We start from the raw sequence: 14025 nt of genomic DNA on the forward strand, positions 1-14025 counted from the left end.
ATGCGCCTATGTCTCATTGTAAATTCCTGACACTTTGTGTGGCCCTTGCGCTAAGCGGTTGCTCACTGGCACCGGATTATCAGCGTCCGGCAATGCCCGTGCCGCAGCAGTTCTCACTCAGCCAGAACGGCCTGGTTAACGCAGTGGATAACTACCAGAACGCGGGCTGGCGCACCTTTTTTGTTGATAATCAGGTGAAGACGCTGATTAGCGAGGCGCTGGTGAATAACCGGGATTTGCGCATGGCGACGCTGAAAGTGCAGGAAGCGCGGGCGCAATATCGTCTGACTGATGCCGACCGCTACCCACAGCTCAATGGCGAGGGCAGCGGCAGCTGGAGCGGCAATCTTAAAGGCGATTCCGCCACGACGCGGGAGTTCTCGACTGGCCTTAACGCCAGCTTTGACCTCGATTTTTTCGGTCGCTTAAAGAACATGAGCGAAGCCGAGCGACAAAATTATTTAGCTACTGAGGAAGCTCAGCGCGCGGTGCATATTCTGCTGGTTTCTAATGTCGCGCAAAGCTATTTCAATCAGCAGCTGGCGTATGCGCAATTGCAAATAGCCGAAGAAACGCTGCGTAATTATCAGCAGTCCTATGCGTTTGTCGAAAAACAACTATTAACCGGTAGCAGCAATGTTCTGGCGCTGGAACAGGCTCGCGGGGTGATTGAAAGTACCCGCAGCGACATCGCTAAACGTCAGGGTGAACTGGCGCAGGCGAATAATGCATTGCAACTGTTATTGGGAAGCTACGGCAAGCTGCCGCAAGCGCAGACAGTAAACAGCGACAGCCTGCAAAGCGTTCAATTACCGGCGGGATTGTCGTCGCAAATCTTATTGCAGCGCCCGGATATTATGGAAGCTGAACACACGTTAATGGCGGCCAATGCCAATATTGGTGCTGCGCGTGCGGCATTTTTCCCGTCTATAAGCCTGACCAGCGGAATATCGACCGCCAGTAGCGATCTATCGTCATTATTTAACGCCAGCAGCGGGATGTGGAATTTTATACCCAAAATTGAGATCCCCATTTTTAATGCCGGACGCAACCAGGCCAATCTGGATATCGCCGAAATTCGCCAGCAGCAGTCGGTGGTGAATTATGAACAAAAAATCCAGAACGCCTTTAAAGAAGTGGCAGATGCGCTGGCATTACGTCAAAGCCTGAACGATCAAATTAGCGCCCAGCAGCGTTATCTCGCGTCGCTGCAAATTACTTTGCAACGGGCGCGGGCATTATATCAGCACGGCGCAGTAAGTTATCTGGAAGTGCTGGATGCCGAGCGTTCTTTATTTGCAACCCGACAAACTTTACTCGACCTGAATTATGCCCGTCAGGTTAACGAAATTTCTTTATATACCGCACTTGGTGGCGGTTGACACCAATATACTCGTCATACTTCAAGTTGCATGTGCTGCGTCTGCGTTCGCTCACCCCAGTCACTTACTTATGTAAGCTCCTGGGGATTCACTCGCTTGTCGCCTTCCTGCAACTCGAATTATTTAGAGTATGACTTTTAACTCCAGGAGAGAATAAATGAAAAAAGCACTGCAAGTCGCAATGTTCAGTCTGTTTACCGTTATTGGCTTTAATGCCCAGGCTAACGAACATCATCATGAAACCATGAGCGAAGCACAACCACAGGTTATTAGCGCCACTGGCGTGGTAAAAGGTGTTGATCTGGAAAGCAAAAAAATCACCATCCATCACGGTCCGATTGCTGCCGTAAACTGGCCGGAGATGACCATGCGCTTTACCATCACCCCGCAGACGAAAATGAGTGAAATTAAAACCGGTGACAAAGTGGCGTTTAATTTTGTCCAGCAGGGCAACCTTTCTTTATTACAGGATATTAAAGTCAGCCAGTAACCCAGGTTTAATGAGATGAAAAAAATCGCGCTTATTATCGGCAGCATGATCGCGGGCGGTATTATTTCTGCGGCAGGTTTTACCTGGTTTGCAAAGGCTGAACCGCACGCAGAAAAAACGTCGACCGCAGAACGTAAAATTTTATTCTGGTACGACCCGATGTATCCCAATACGCGGTTCGATAAACCAGGTAAATCGCCGTTTATGGATATGGATCTGGTGCCGAAATATGCCGATGAAGAGAGTTCTGCGTCAGGTGTTCGCATTGACCCGACTCAGACGCAGAATCTGGGGGTGAAAACGGCTACCGTCACGCGCGGGCCGCTGACTTTTGCCCAGAGTTTCCCGGCGAATGTCAGTTACAACGAGTATCAGTATGCCATTGTGCAGGCTCGCGCCGCCGGGTTTATCGACAAGGTGTATCCGCTTACCGTGGGCGATAAAGTACAAAAGGGCACACCGCTTCTCGACCTGACCATTCCTGACTGGGTGGAAGCGCAGAGTGAGTATTTACTGCTGCGCGAAACCGGCGGTACGGCGACCCAGACTGAAGGCATTCTTGAGCGGCTGCGACTGGCGGGAATGCCGGAGGCGGATATTCGCCGCCTGATCGCCACGCAAAAAATCCAGACTCGCTTTACGCTCAAAGCACCCATTGATGGCGTGATCACCGCGTTTGATCTGCGCGCGGGAATGAATATCGCCAAAGATAATGTGGTCGCGAAAATTCAGGGTATGGACCCGGTGTGGGTCACTGCTGCGATCCCGGAATCCATCGCCTGGCTGGTGAAAGATGCCTCGCAGTTTACGCTCACCGTTCCGGCGCGACCCGATAAAACACTCACCATCCGCAAATGGACGCTGCTACCCGGCGTGGATGCTGCGACCCGCACTCTGCAGCTACGTCTGGAAGTCGACAACGCCGACGAGGCGCTAAAACCGGGCATGAACGCCTGGTTGCAACTCAACACTGCCAGCGAACCGATGCTGCTCATTCCATCACAGGCGCTGATTGATACCGGCAACGAACAGCGGGTGATTACCATTGATGCCGACGGGCGCTTTGTACCGAAACGCGTTGCTGTTTTCCAGGCATCGCAAGGCGTCACCGCGTTACGCTCTGGTCTGGCAGAAGGTGAAAAGGTGGTTTCCAGCGGCCTGTTCCTGATTGATTCTGAAGCCAATATTTCTGGCGCTCTGGAGCGGATGCGCTCTGAAAGTGCTACCCATGCGCATTGAGGGAATAACCAATGATTGAATGGATTATTCGTCGCTCGGTGGCAAACCGTTTTCTGGTGCTGATGGGCGCGTTGTTTCTAAGTATCTGGGGCACCTGGACCATCATTAACACGCCAGTGGATGCACTGCCGGATCTTTCCGATGTACAGGTGATTATTAAAACCAGCTATCCCGGTCAGGCACCGCAAATCGTTGAAAATCAGGTGACTTATCCGCTAACCACCACCATGTTGTCGGTGCCTGGCGCGAAGACTGTGCGCGGTTTCTCGCAGTTTGGCGACTCTTATGTGTATGTCATTTTCGAAGATGGCACCGATCCGTACTGGGCGCGCTCGCGGGTGCTGGAGTACCTCAACCAGGTACAGGGTAAGCTGCCTGCGGGAGTCAGCGCCGAGCTGGGGCCAGATGCCACGGGTGTTGGCTGGATCTATGAATATGCACTGGTGGATCGCAGCGGTAAGCATGATCTGGCCGATTTACGCTCATTGCAGGACTGGTTTCTCAAATATGAGCTAAAAACCATCCCTGACGTTGCGGAAGTGGCGTCGGTGGGCGGTGTGGTAAAAGAGTATCAGGTGGTTATCGATCCTCAGCGCCTGGCGCAGTATGGCATCAGTCTCGCCGAAGTAAAAAGCGCGCTGGATGCTTCAAATCAGGAAGCGGGCGGTTCGTCGATCGAACTGGCGGAAGCGGAATATATGGTGCGCGCCAGCGGCTATCTGCAAACGCTCGACGACTTTAATCATATCGTTTTAAAAGCCAGTGAAAATGGCGTGCCTGTTTATCTGCGTGATGTTGCAAAGGTCCAGATTGGACCGGAAATGCGCCGGGGCATTGCCGAACTGAACGGCGAAGGCGAAGTGGCTGGCGGGGTGGTGATCCTGCGCTCCGGCAAAAACGCCCGTGAAGTGATCGCCGCCGTGAAGGACAAGCTGGAAACGCTGAAAAGCAGTCTGCCGGAAGGCGTGGAGATAGTTACAACATACGATCGCAGCCAGCTCATTGACCGCGCCATCGACAACCTCAGCGGCAAGTTGCTGGAAGAGTTTATTGTGGTGGCGGTAGTCTGCGCGCTGTTTCTCTGGCATGTGCGCTCGGCGCTGGTGGCGATTATTTCGTTGCCGCTGGGGTTGTGTATTGCTTTTATTGTCATGCACTTCCAGGGGCTGAATGCCAATATTATGTCGCTGGGCGGCATTGCGATTGCCGTCGGGGCGATGGTCGATGCCGCTATCGTAATGATCGAGAATGCACATAAACGGCTCGAAGAGTGGCAGCACCAGCATCCTGACGCCACGCTGGATAATAAAACGCGCTGGCAGGTGATCACCGATGCATCTGTTGAAGTGGGGCCGGCGCTGTTTATCAGTCTGCTGATTATCACGCTGTCGTTTATCCCGATCTTCACCCTGGAAGGGCAGGAAGGGCGTCTGTTTGGCCCGTTGGCGTTCACCAAAACTTATGCGATGGCGGGTGCCGCGCTGCTGGCGATCGTAGTGATCCCTATCCTGATGGGTTACTGGATCCGTGGCAAAATTCCGCCAGAAAGCAGTAACCCGCTCAATCGCTTTTTGATTCGTATTTATCATCCGCTATTGCTGAAAGTACTGCACTGGCCGAAAACCACGCTGCTGGTGGCGGCGCTTTCGGTGCTGACGGTTCTCTGGCCGCTCAATAAAGTTGGCGGGGAATTTTTACCGCAGATCAATGAAGGCGACTTGTTGTATATGCCATCGACGCTGCCAGGGATTTCCGCAGCGGAGGCGGCGAGCATGCTGCAAAAAACCGACAAGCTGATTATGAGCGTACCTGAAGTGGCGCGGGTATTTGGCAAAACTGGGAAAGCGGAAACCGCCACCGATTCTGCTCCGCTGGAGATGGTCGAAACGACCATCCAGCTTAAGCCGCAGGATCAGTGGCGGCCAGGCATGACGATGGACAAAATCATTGAGGAACTGGATAACACCGTGCGTCTGCCGGGACTGGCGAATCTGTGGGTGCCGCCAATTCGTAACCGTATCGATATGCTCTCAACCGGCATTAAAAGCCCCATCGGCATTAAAGTTTCCGGCACTGTGCTGGCGGATATCGACGCGATGGCGGAGCAAATTGAAGAAGTGGCGCGAACGGTACCAGGCGTGGCTTCTGCTCTTGCCGAGCGTCTGGAAGGTGGGCGCTATATCAACGTCGAGATTAACCGTGAAAAAGCCGCGCGTTACGGTATGACGGTGGCGGATGTGCAGTTGTTTGTGACTTCTGCAGTGGGCGGGGCGATGGTTGGCGAAACGGTGGAAGGGATTGCCCGTTATCCAATTAATCTGCGTTATCCGCAAAGCTGGCGCGATAGCCCGCAGGCGCTGCGCCAGCTACCGATCCTGACGCCGATGAAGCAGCAAATTACCCTCGCAGACGTGGCCAACGTCAAAGTCTCTACCGGACCGTCGATGCTGAAAACCGAGAATGCGCGCCCGACGAGCTGGATTTATATCGATGCCCGCGATCGTGACATGGTGTCGGTGGTTCACGATCTGCAAAAAGCAATTGCTGAGAAAGTGCAGTTGAAACCAGGCACCAGCGTGGCGTTTTCCGGGCAGTTCGAGTTGCTGGAGCGCGCCAACCATAAGCTGAAACTCATGGTGCCGATGACGCTGATGATCATCTTCGTGCTGTTGTATCTGGCGTTCCGTCGGGTGGGCGAAGCGTTGCTGATTATCAGCAGCGTACCGTTTGCGCTGGTGGGCGGCATCTGGTTGCTGTGGCGGATGGGCTTTCATCTTTCTGTGGCAACGGGCACTGGCTTTATCGCCCTTGCCGGGGTCGCCGCCGAATTTGGCGTGGTGATGCTGATGTATTTACGTCACGCCATAGAGGCCGAGCCGTCGTTGAATAATCCGCAAACATTCAGCGAGCAGAAGCTGGATGAGGCGTTGTATCACGGCGCGGTACTGCGCGTGCGCCCGAAAGCGATGACGGTGGCGGTGATTATCGCTGGTCTGCTGCCGATTCTGTGGGGAACGGGAGCAGGTTCAGAGGTGATGAGCCGCATCGCCGCGCCGATGATTGGCGGCATGATCACCGCACCTTTGCTGTCGCTGTTTATTATCCCAGCGGCGTATAAGCTGATGTGGCTGCATCGGCATCGGGTTTGGAAATAAAAGTAGAGCCGGGGAAGGATACCCGGTTTAACTGTGTGGATTGTGTCTTGCGACGATGGGCACTAAATGTTAAAAGGTGCCCCTCAACAAAAAAGACACACAGGGGAAAGGCGTGAAAAACGCGTCAACCGTATCGGAAGATACCGCGTCGAATCAAGAGCCGACGCTTCATCGGGGATTACATAACCGTCATATTCAACTGATTGCGCTGGGCGGCGCTATTGGTACTGGTCTGTTTCTTGGCATTGGCCCGGCGATTCAGATGGCGGGTCCGGCTGTATTGCTGGGCTACGGCGTCGCCGGGATCATCGCTTTCCTGATTATGCGCCAGCTTGGCGAGATGGTGGTCGAAGAGCCGGTATCCGGTTCATTTGCCCACTTTGCCTATAAATACTGGGGACCGTTTGCGGGCTTCCTTTCTGGCTGGAACTACTGGGTGATGTTCGTGCTGGTGGGAATGGCAGAGCTGACCGCTGCGGGCATCTATATGCAGTACTGGTTCCCGGATGTCCCCACCTGGATCTGGGCTGCCGCCTTCTTTATTATCATCAACGCCGTTAACTTGGTGAACGTGCGCTTATATGGTGAAACTGAGTTCTGGTTTGCGCTGATTAAAGTGCTGGCGATTATCGGCATGATCGGATTTGGCCTGTGGCTGCTGTTTTCTGGTCATGGCGGTGAGAAAGCCAGTATCGACAACCTCTGGCGCTACGGTGGTTTCTTTGCCACCGGCTGGAATGGGCTGATTTTGTCGCTGGCGGTGATTATGTTCTCCTTCGGAGGGCTGGAACTGATTGGTATTACTGCCGCTGAAGCGCGCGATCCGGAAAAAAGCATCCCTAAAGCAGTGAATCAGGTGGTGTATCGCATCTTGCTGTTTTATATCGGTTCACTGGTGGTTTTACTGGCACTCTATCCGTGGGTGGAAGTGAAATCCAACAGTAGCCCGTTTGTGATGATTTTCCATAATCTTGACAGCAACGTGGTGGCTTCTGCGCTGAACTTCGTTATTCTGGTGGCATCATTATCGGTGTACAACAGCGGGGTTTACTCTAACAGCCGGATGCTGTTTGGTCTTTCTGTGCAGGGTAATGCGCCGAAGTTTTTGACTCGCGTCAGCCGTCGCGGCGTGCCGATCAACTCACTGATGCTTTCCGGAGCGATCACTTCGCTGGTGGTGCTGATTAACTATCTGCTGCCGCAAAAAGCGTTTGGTCTGCTGATGGCGCTGGTGGTAGCAACGCTGCTGTTGAACTGGATTATGATCTGTCTGGCGCATCTGCGTTTTCGCGCGGCGATGCGACGTCAGGGGCGTGAAACACAGTTTAAGGCGCTGCTTTATCCGTTCGGCAACTATCTCTGCATTGCCTTTCTCGGCATGATTTTGCTGCTGATGTGCACGATGGATGATATGCGCTTGTCGGCAATTCTGCTGCCGGTGTGGATTGTATTCCTGTTTGTGGCGTTTAAAACGCTGCGTCGGAAAGCGAAATAATAGTGCCGATTGGATAAGGCATTCACGCTGCATCCGACAACACGATGACAACAATCTGAAGCCGCTCTCATCCATTCGATGAGAGCGGTTTTTTAATTACTGCTTAAATGCGTCCGCCAGGGAGCGAATATCATTGCTGGTTGGCGACTGATGAAGTCGCAGACCAAACTCTTCGACGATCGCAAATATGTGGTCGAATATATCAGCCTGAATGCTTTCATATTCCAGCCATACCACGGTATTAGTAAACGCGTAGATCTCAAGCGGTAAACCGTTATCGCCCGGAGCTAACTGGCGCACCATTAAGGTCATATCTTTACGAATCCGCGGATGGTTACGCAGATATTCGTTCAGATAGGCACGAAAGGTTCCAATATTGGTCATTCGGCGCAGGTTTAATACCGACTCCGTAGAACCTTGCTGGCGATTCCACTCATTAATTTCCTGATGGCGGCTGGTTAAATAAGGCTTTAACAAATGCGCTTTATTCAGCCGCTGCATTTCAGTTTCATCAAGAAAACGAATACTGGTGACATCAATACTGATACTGCGCTTAATACGTCGCCCACCGGATGCTGACATCCCGCTCCAGTTTTTAAAAGAGTCAGATACCAGCGACCAGGTGGGAATAGTGGTAATAGTATTGTCCCAGTTGCGCACTTTGACGGTGGTTAAACCAATATCAATTACTGCGCCATCCGCGCCGTATTTTGGCATTTCCAGCCAGTCGCCCAGTTTCAACATATCGTTCGCGGAAAGCTGAATACCTGCAACCAGACCAAGAATCGGATCTTTAAACACTAACATCAGCACGGCGGCCATCGCGCCAAGACCACTGATCAGAATCGCCGGTGACTGACCAATCAGCAGTGAGATCATCAAAATGCCGACCAGAATCGCGCCGATCAGTTTAATCCCCTGAAATATCCCTTTTAACGGCAACTGCTTTGCCGCCGGGAATTTCTGCGCCAGATTCAAAATAACATCCAGCAACGAGAAGACTGAAAGCAGCGCATACATCATGATCCACAACTGCGCGCAGGTGGTCAGAATATCAGCTGCTTCAGTGCCTTTTTGCAGCCAGAATACCGCCTGAATATTGACGATAATCCCCTGGAGGGTAAAAGCTAAACGGTGGAAGAGTTTATTTTGGGTAATGATTTGCAGCCACAGCCGTGAGCTGGCGATGGCACGTTTTTCGAAGGTACGTAGTACCACCCAGTGCAAAATAATATGCACTACAACGGCGGTCAGAAAAATAATACCAAAAATCATCACCATCGAGGTGGTGTGATCAAACTCAATACCCGCTAAATCTTCAACCTGGGATATTAAATCCTGCATAACATCTCCTATATACAACAGCGGCCTATGATGGCGGCTGAAAGGGAGTTATGCAAATCAGGAAAATCTGATGAAGGAATTTCCTGCGAGAGCTGATGGCAAATATAAAATTGCCTGATGCGCTACGCTTATCATGCCTACCTTGAATGAACTGGACGAACTTGTAGGCAGGATAAGGCGGTCACGCCGCATCCGGCATAAACAAAGCGCACTTTGTTAGCAATCTGAGCCGGGATGGGTTCCCGGCTGTCAGGATAATTACACTTCGGTTAAGGTGATACTTTGTGGCAGACGAGATTTCGGCAGCGTCGCGTTAAAATCTTCAACGCTGTGATGACCTACCGGAACAACCACCAGACTGGTATAGCCTTTCTCTTTCAGACCAAATTCTTCATCGAGGATGGCGGCGTCAAAACCTTCGATTGGCACCGCGTCCAGACCAAGCGCCGCAACGCCCAGCAGGAAATTACCGACGTTGAGGTAAACCTGTTTTGCCATCCACTCAGCATCATCATGCAGATCTTTACGGTGCATATCGGCGAAGAATTTGCGACCTTTATCGTTCGCGGCTTTCGCTTCCGGCGTGGCAAAGCGGCCATCGGCATCTTCCTGGTCAACAACCTGTTTCAGCCAGGCATCGTCCATCGCGGTTTTCGCGCAGAACACCACGACGTGCGAGGCATCAAGCATTTTACGCTCGTTGAACACATAATTACCGGCGGCGGATTTGGCAACACGCGCTTTGCCTTCTTCAGTGCTGGCAACAATAAAATGCCACGGCTGGGAGTTGGTGCTGGATGGGCTGTATTGCAGTAGAGTTTTGATCTGCTCGGCCTGTTCCGGGGTAAGTTTTTTGCTGGCATCAAATGCCTTGGTGGAATGACGCTTTAAGGCGACAGAAATGATATCCATAAAGACTCCATGTGTAAGTAATTTTGCGTGCCAGCAGATTACAAGGTTCAACGAGAAATGGTAAGCGAGAAAAATGCGCTATAGATTTACGTTTTAGCCAGGGCGCAGCCTTTTTTGATCTCGTTTAGCTAAGCCATCAACCACTAAATTCCATGAATCGTTGATCAGATCGCGAAGTAACGCTTCGGAGATTTCTTCGCCGGGATAGACCGAAATCCAGTGCTTTTTATTCATGTGATACCCAGGCTTAATGCTTGGATATATCTGCTGATTTAACAGGGATTTTTGTGGATCGGACTTCAAATTGATAAAGGGAACGCCGCGCAGTTCTGACGACAACATAAAAATCTTGCCGCCAATTTTAAAGACATCAAACTCCGGGCCAAACGGCCAGCAAAGCTCGACAAAGGGTAACTCAAGGGCCAGGCGTTTCGCCGTTTCGTGCAGTGATTGCTTATCCATAAACGTTCCTTTAGGCGAAGGAGAATAAGCAAAGTATGCCGCGAAGCACGACGATAATCGACGTTTAATCCGCCAGCGAGAACCAGCGTCGCCAGATAAAGCGCAGAACAAAATACTCAATAGCGCCCAGCACTAAAAACCACAGGCAAAACAATAAAGTGTAAAGCTGGCTAAGATCCATCAAATGGAACGAGGTCACCAGTTTTTGTGCCAGCGTCAGCCCCAGTGCGGGGGCGGGCAGCAGCAGGCAAGAGAGAAAAGCCATCAGCAAGATGCCAGCTGCGGTGGTCAAGGTTTCTAAAGGGTGTTTCATAACATTGTTAAATGTAAGTTAAAACACCATTGTCAGGGATATTCTTCTGTAAGGCAATTCCCGGCTTAGTCACCGGCCCAGATCTCACAATGCTTTTTCACCAACCCAATCAGCGAGCCGCCATCGGCGACGAAATCGCGCATCAATTGTGCTTCATTCAGGCCGCTGGCAACCTGGCGATACAGGGCCTCAATCGCACTCGACGCACCAATTTTATGTGCGGAAGGGGCGATTTTTTCCAGTAAACGCAAGGTGTCTTCCGTTAGAGGCCGACGATCGCCGGTGTGCGGATCGGTAATGACGCCTTCCAGACCATAACGGCAGGCCTGGAAACGGTTGAATTTATACAGCAGGTAATCTTTCTCCTGATGTTTGAACGGGCGTTCCGTCAGTAACCAGTGGGCGGTAGCCTGAATCAATCCTGCCATATTTACCGCATGGCTAAGAGTTAACGGGGTATCCATCACCCGAACTTCCACCGTACCAAAATGGGGGCTGGGGCGAATATCCCAGTGCAGATCTTTAATGCTATCGATCATCGTGGTGTAACTCAGACAGCGAAACAGGGCTTCAAATTGTTGCCAGTTACTGACCCACGGCATCGGGCCATTATCGGGAAAGGCGGAAAAAATATTGGGTCGTGAGGAGGCAAAGCGTGTATCCGTTCCTTGCATATACGGCGACGCGGCGGAAAGGGCGATAAAGTGCGGCACAAACCGTGACAAGCCGTGCAGCAAATAAATGGCGTCATCGCCGCTGGCGCAGCCAACATGGACATGCTGACCAAAAACGGTTGCCTGCTGAATGAGATAGCCAAAGTTTTCCAGCGTTCGTTGATAGCGTTCGTTATCGCATACCTCCTGACGCTGCCATTTCTGAAACGGGTGTGTGCCACCGCCGCAAATTTCCAGATGATGGTCTGCGGCTGCCTGCAATACGACTTTCTGCATTGCTGAAAATTGCCCGGCAGCCTGGTTGATATCACGGCAAACATCCGTCGCCAGCTCCAGCATACTTTCGGTGATATCGTGCTTTACCTCTCCGGCAGTGATCTCATTTTTAACCGCGTCAATCAGCGTTGAAGAGTCCTGGCTTAAGTCATAGCCCGGCGGATTAACCACCTGCATTTCCAGTTCAATACCGAGGGTAAAAGGTTCAGAAACATGAAAATTGGGTAATGGCATAGGTTTCTCTTATGTTGGCGTTTTCATTTCAGTATAGAAGTGGGAGCGGCTGGGCGAGATGCGGAAGTTCTGGAATGTTTCTTTCTTGTTATGATTGCGAACTGATATAACAGTTTAAAACATCAGCAAAAGGGGAAGGTCGTGCCGGAAATTAATCAATATGGACAGACGGTCGGCGATGCGCTGCCGGACTGGCAAGGTGCAGCGGTTTTACCGCGTCATTTACTGGAAGGACAATGGTGTCGACTGGAGCCTCTAGACGCGCAACGTCACGCAGGCGATCTGTTTGATGCATATGCTCAGGCGCCAGACGAACGTGACTGGACGTGGCTTGCCAGCAGTCGTCCGGCAAGTGTTGCTGCTACCGAGTCATGGATTGCTGGCAAAGTGAATGATCTTTCACTGGTGCCCTTTGCCGTGGTTGATAATCGTTCTGCGCGGGCCGTTGGGCTGGTCTGTTTTATGGCAATCGAACGCGAACATGGTTCGGTTGAAATCGGCCATGTTACCTGGTCTCCGCGAATGAAAAATAGCGTGCTCGGTACAGAAGCGATCTGGTTACTTTTGCAATGCGCGTTTGCTCATAATTATCGGCGCGTGGAGTGGAAATGTGATTCGCTTAATCTGGCATCACGCCGCGCTGCTGAACGTTTAGGTTTTGTTTTTGAAGGTCGTTTCCGGCAGAAAATCGTGCGCAAAGGGCGTAACCGTGACAGCGACTGGTTATCGATTATTGATAGCGAATGGCCGCAATGTGGCAAGGTGCTGCAGAGCTGGCTGGCGGAGGAGAATTTTGACGAGCTGGGAGGGCAGAAAAAAAGCCTGGCCCAGTTGCGGATCGGATAATGAATGACAGAAGTCCGAAACAGGATTTACTGTATAAATAAACAGTTATTTTGCTAAGGAAGGGTAAGATAACGGCGGGTGCCTGAAGCTTTCCGGTTTCAGGTTTACTCTGAGGTCTGGAAAGATGAAGCCCCAGGACGATATTTCTATCAACCCTGGGGCTACCTACCCAAACCTGAACAATTTGGATGGTAGTCCCTTCTTCGCATGGAGGCAATATAAACATGCTGACGAAATATGCCCTTGTGGCAGTCATAGTGCTGTGCTTAACAGTGCTGGGATTTACGCTTCTGGTCGGAGACTCGCTGTGTGAGTTCACCGTAAAGGAACGTAATATTGAGTTTAAGGCTGTTCTCGCTTACGAACCGAAGAAGTAGCCGTTGTGCGGGGAGCAATCCCCGCATATCCGGTTGTCAGGTCAGGATGGTAAGGCACCTGCTTTACACTTTCGCCCGCGGTCAGTGATGGCTGCGGGCGAACCGTACCAGATGTTGTCAATTAATCGTGTTGGCACAGCGTTATGACTATCTTTTGTTTAAGCTGCCAGTGCACAGCAAACTGCTCATCCTCTCGTCGAATGATGATCCGCTGTTTATTCCAGCTAATTATCTGATAATCCAGAAAGCCTGGAGCGGCCTGTATCTTGTTTGCCTTAAATGCACTCTCTTTGGCGGAAAATGCCAGTGTCAGCGCCAGAGGAAAGGCTAAACCGCAGTCTGCAAGTCGCTTGTGTTCCGCTGGTGTAATAATGTTGTCTGTCAATTCTCTTGCGGTTTGTGCAGAGAAAATCTCTTCAATATCAATGCCAATCGGTTGACGGGAAACCACGGCTAATGCCGTAGTCCCACAGTGACTAATGCTGCCGTATACCCCCGCAGGCCACACAGGTTGGCGTAGCTCGCCGATTGCAGGCACACATTTATAGCCATATTCCCGCAGCGCATAAATTGCAGCGATCCGCCCGGCTAAATGCTCTGTTTTACGTTTACGTCCAGCGTGTTGAAGTTGTGCGTAGTGCGGCAGCCAGAGTAAATCCTGCTCGCGAAAACTCGCCGGATCAAACTCAACAAAATGCAGCGTATGTCCTGCAAAGGGGAGGGAGGTATGCGTAGTTTTCATGTCAACCATATTAGAGAATGATGACAAACGCAAAACTGCCTGATGCGCTACGCTTATCAGGCCTACGTGGTCCTGCAATATATT

The 14025-nt window shown here is 51.5% G+C and carries 13 protein-coding genes and 1 pseudogene; 7 read left to right on the forward strand and 7 right to left on the reverse strand.

The window, feature by feature from the left end; translation table 11 throughout:
* The first annotated feature begins 8 nt into the window (after positions 1-8).
* The 5 genes from cusC (at position 9) to pheP (ending at position 7761) form a co-directional block, all read left to right on the forward strand.
* A complete protein-coding gene (gene cusC / locus FEK43_RS14175) occupies positions 9-1382 on the forward strand; it encodes a Cu(+)/Ag(+) efflux RND transporter outer membrane channel CusC (protein WP_135406174.1) in 1374 nt (457 codons plus the stop codon).
* Positions 1383-1539: 157 nt separating this feature from the next.
* Positions 1540-1872 carry a Cu(+)/Ag(+) efflux RND transporter periplasmic metallochaperone CusF gene (gene cusF, locus FEK43_RS14180; RefSeq protein ID WP_116836720.1) on the forward strand — a complete coding sequence of 111 codons (333 nt, stop codon included), beginning with the start codon at positions 1540-1542 and terminating at the stop codon, positions 1870-1872.
* A 15-nt stretch (positions 1873-1887) separates the two neighbouring features.
* Positions 1888-3111 (forward strand): Cu(+)/Ag(+) efflux RND transporter periplasmic adaptor subunit CusB, encoded by a 1224-nt coding sequence (cusB, locus tag FEK43_RS14185; RefSeq protein WP_138158603.1) that lies wholly within the window; start codon positions 1888-1890, stop codon positions 3109-3111.
* A gap of 11 nt (positions 3112-3122) precedes the next feature.
* A complete protein-coding gene (gene cusA / locus FEK43_RS14190; RefSeq protein WP_135406175.1) occupies positions 3123-6266 on the forward strand; it encodes a Cu(+)/Ag(+) efflux RND transporter permease subunit CusA in 3144 nt (1047 codons plus the stop codon).
* Between the two features lie 112 nt (positions 6267-6378).
* On the forward strand, positions 6379-7761 hold the full coding sequence (gene pheP / locus FEK43_RS14195) for a phenylalanine transporter (RefSeq protein ID WP_112006421.1): 1383 nt from the start codon (positions 6379-6381) through the stop codon (positions 7759-7761).
* A gap of 96 nt (positions 7762-7857) precedes the next feature.
* Here the strand turns inward: pheP and ybdG are convergent, their stop codons facing one another.
* The 5 genes from ybdG to FEK43_RS14220 form a co-directional block, all read right to left on the reverse strand.
* Complete coding sequence (ybdG, locus tag FEK43_RS14200; RefSeq protein WP_130206401.1) at positions 7858-9105, reverse strand: mechanosensitive ion channel YbdG; 1248 nt, start codon at positions 9103-9105, stop codon at positions 7858-7860.
* A gap of 258 nt (positions 9106-9363) precedes the next feature.
* Positions 9364-10017: an oxygen-insensitive NAD(P)H nitroreductase gene (nfsB, locus tag FEK43_RS14205; RefSeq protein WP_130260261.1), complete on the reverse strand. Its 654-nt coding sequence runs from the start codon at positions 10015-10017 to the stop codon at positions 9364-9366.
* Between the two features lie 93 nt (positions 10018-10110).
* Positions 10111-10479 (reverse strand): MmcQ/YjbR family DNA-binding protein, encoded by a 369-nt coding sequence (locus FEK43_RS14210; RefSeq protein WP_130206405.1) that lies wholly within the window; start codon positions 10477-10479, stop codon positions 10111-10113.
* A 64-nt stretch (positions 10480-10543) separates the two neighbouring features.
* On the reverse strand, positions 10544-10792 hold the full coding sequence (locus tag FEK43_RS14215) for a DUF1158 domain-containing protein (RefSeq protein WP_130260260.1): 249 nt from the start codon (positions 10790-10792) through the stop codon (positions 10544-10546).
* A 65-nt stretch (positions 10793-10857) separates the two neighbouring features.
* Positions 10858-11976: a YbdK family carboxylate-amine ligase gene (locus FEK43_RS14220; RefSeq protein WP_130206409.1), complete on the reverse strand. Its 1119-nt coding sequence runs from the start codon at positions 11974-11976 to the stop codon at positions 10858-10860.
* A gap of 141 nt (positions 11977-12117) precedes the next feature.
* On the opposite strand from FEK43_RS14220, the gene FEK43_RS14225 reads away from it, so the two are divergent.
* Positions 12118-12822, forward strand: coding sequence for a GNAT family protein (locus tag FEK43_RS14225; RefSeq protein WP_131161018.1), 705 nt, complete (start codon positions 12118-12120; stop codon positions 12820-12822).
* A 4-nt stretch (positions 12823-12826) separates the two neighbouring features.
* Here FEK43_RS14225 and FEK43_RS23400 read toward each other — a convergent pair.
* Positions 12827-13078 (reverse strand): annotated as a pseudogene (locus FEK43_RS23400) (hypothetical protein); the annotation flags it as partial.
* On the opposite strand from FEK43_RS23400, the gene hokE reads away from it, so the two are divergent.
* Positions 13047-13199, forward strand: coding sequence for a type I toxin-antitoxin system toxin HokE (hokE, locus tag FEK43_RS14235; protein ID WP_000956465.1), 153 nt, complete (start codon positions 13047-13049; stop codon positions 13197-13199). The pseudogene FEK43_RS23400 and the gene hokE overlap by 32 nt on opposite strands.
* A 121-nt stretch (positions 13200-13320) precedes the next feature.
* On the opposite strand, the gene entD is transcribed toward hokE, so the two are convergent.
* The gene (gene entD, locus FEK43_RS14240; protein ID WP_130206413.1) at positions 13321-13941 is read right to left on the reverse strand and encodes an enterobactin synthase subunit EntD; all 621 of its coding nucleotides are present in this window, start codon (positions 13939-13941) and stop codon (positions 13321-13323) included.
* Positions 13942-14025: the final 84 nt, after the last annotated feature.

This window comes from Escherichia sp. E2562 (assembly GCF_005781075.1).
Lineage (GTDB): Bacteria > Pseudomonadota > Gammaproteobacteria > Enterobacterales > Enterobacteriaceae > Escherichia.

Bases quoted from the DNA above. Each gene is read 5' to 3' on its own strand.
- entD (WP_130206413.1), bottom strand. From the start codon at position 13,941: ATGAAAACTACGCATACCTCCCTCCCCTTTGCAGGACATACGCTGCAT.
- ybdG (WP_130206401.1), bottom strand. From the start codon at position 9,105: ATGCAGGATTTAATATCCCAGGTTGAAGATTTAGCGGGTATTGAGTTT.
- nfsB (WP_130260261.1), bottom strand. From the start codon at position 10,017: ATGGATATCATTTCTGTCGCCTTAAAGCGTCATTCCACCAAGGCATTT.
- FEK43_RS14210 (WP_130206405.1), bottom strand. From the start codon at position 10,479: ATGGATAAGCAATCACTGCACGAAACGGCGAAACGCCTGGCCCTTGAG.
- FEK43_RS14220 (WP_130206409.1), bottom strand. From the start codon at position 11,976: ATGCCATTACCCAATTTTCATGTTTCTGAACCTTTTACCCTCGGTATT.
- FEK43_RS14215 (WP_130260260.1), bottom strand. From the start codon at position 10,792: ATGAAACACCCTTTAGAAACCTTGACCACCGCAGCTGGCATCTTGCTG.
- cusF (WP_116836720.1), top strand. From the start codon at position 1,540: ATGAAAAAAGCACTGCAAGTCGCAATGTTCAGTCTGTTTACCGTTATT.
- hokE (WP_000956465.1), top strand. From the start codon at position 13,047: ATGCTGACGAAATATGCCCTTGTGGCAGTCATAGTGCTGTGCTTAACA.
- cusC (WP_135406174.1), top strand. From the start codon at position 9: ATGTCTCATTGTAAATTCCTGACACTTTGTGTGGCCCTTGCGCTAAGC.
- cusB (WP_138158603.1), top strand. From the start codon at position 1,888: ATGAAAAAAATCGCGCTTATTATCGGCAGCATGATCGCGGGCGGTATT.
- cusA (WP_135406175.1), top strand. From the start codon at position 3,123: ATGATTGAATGGATTATTCGTCGCTCGGTGGCAAACCGTTTTCTGGTG.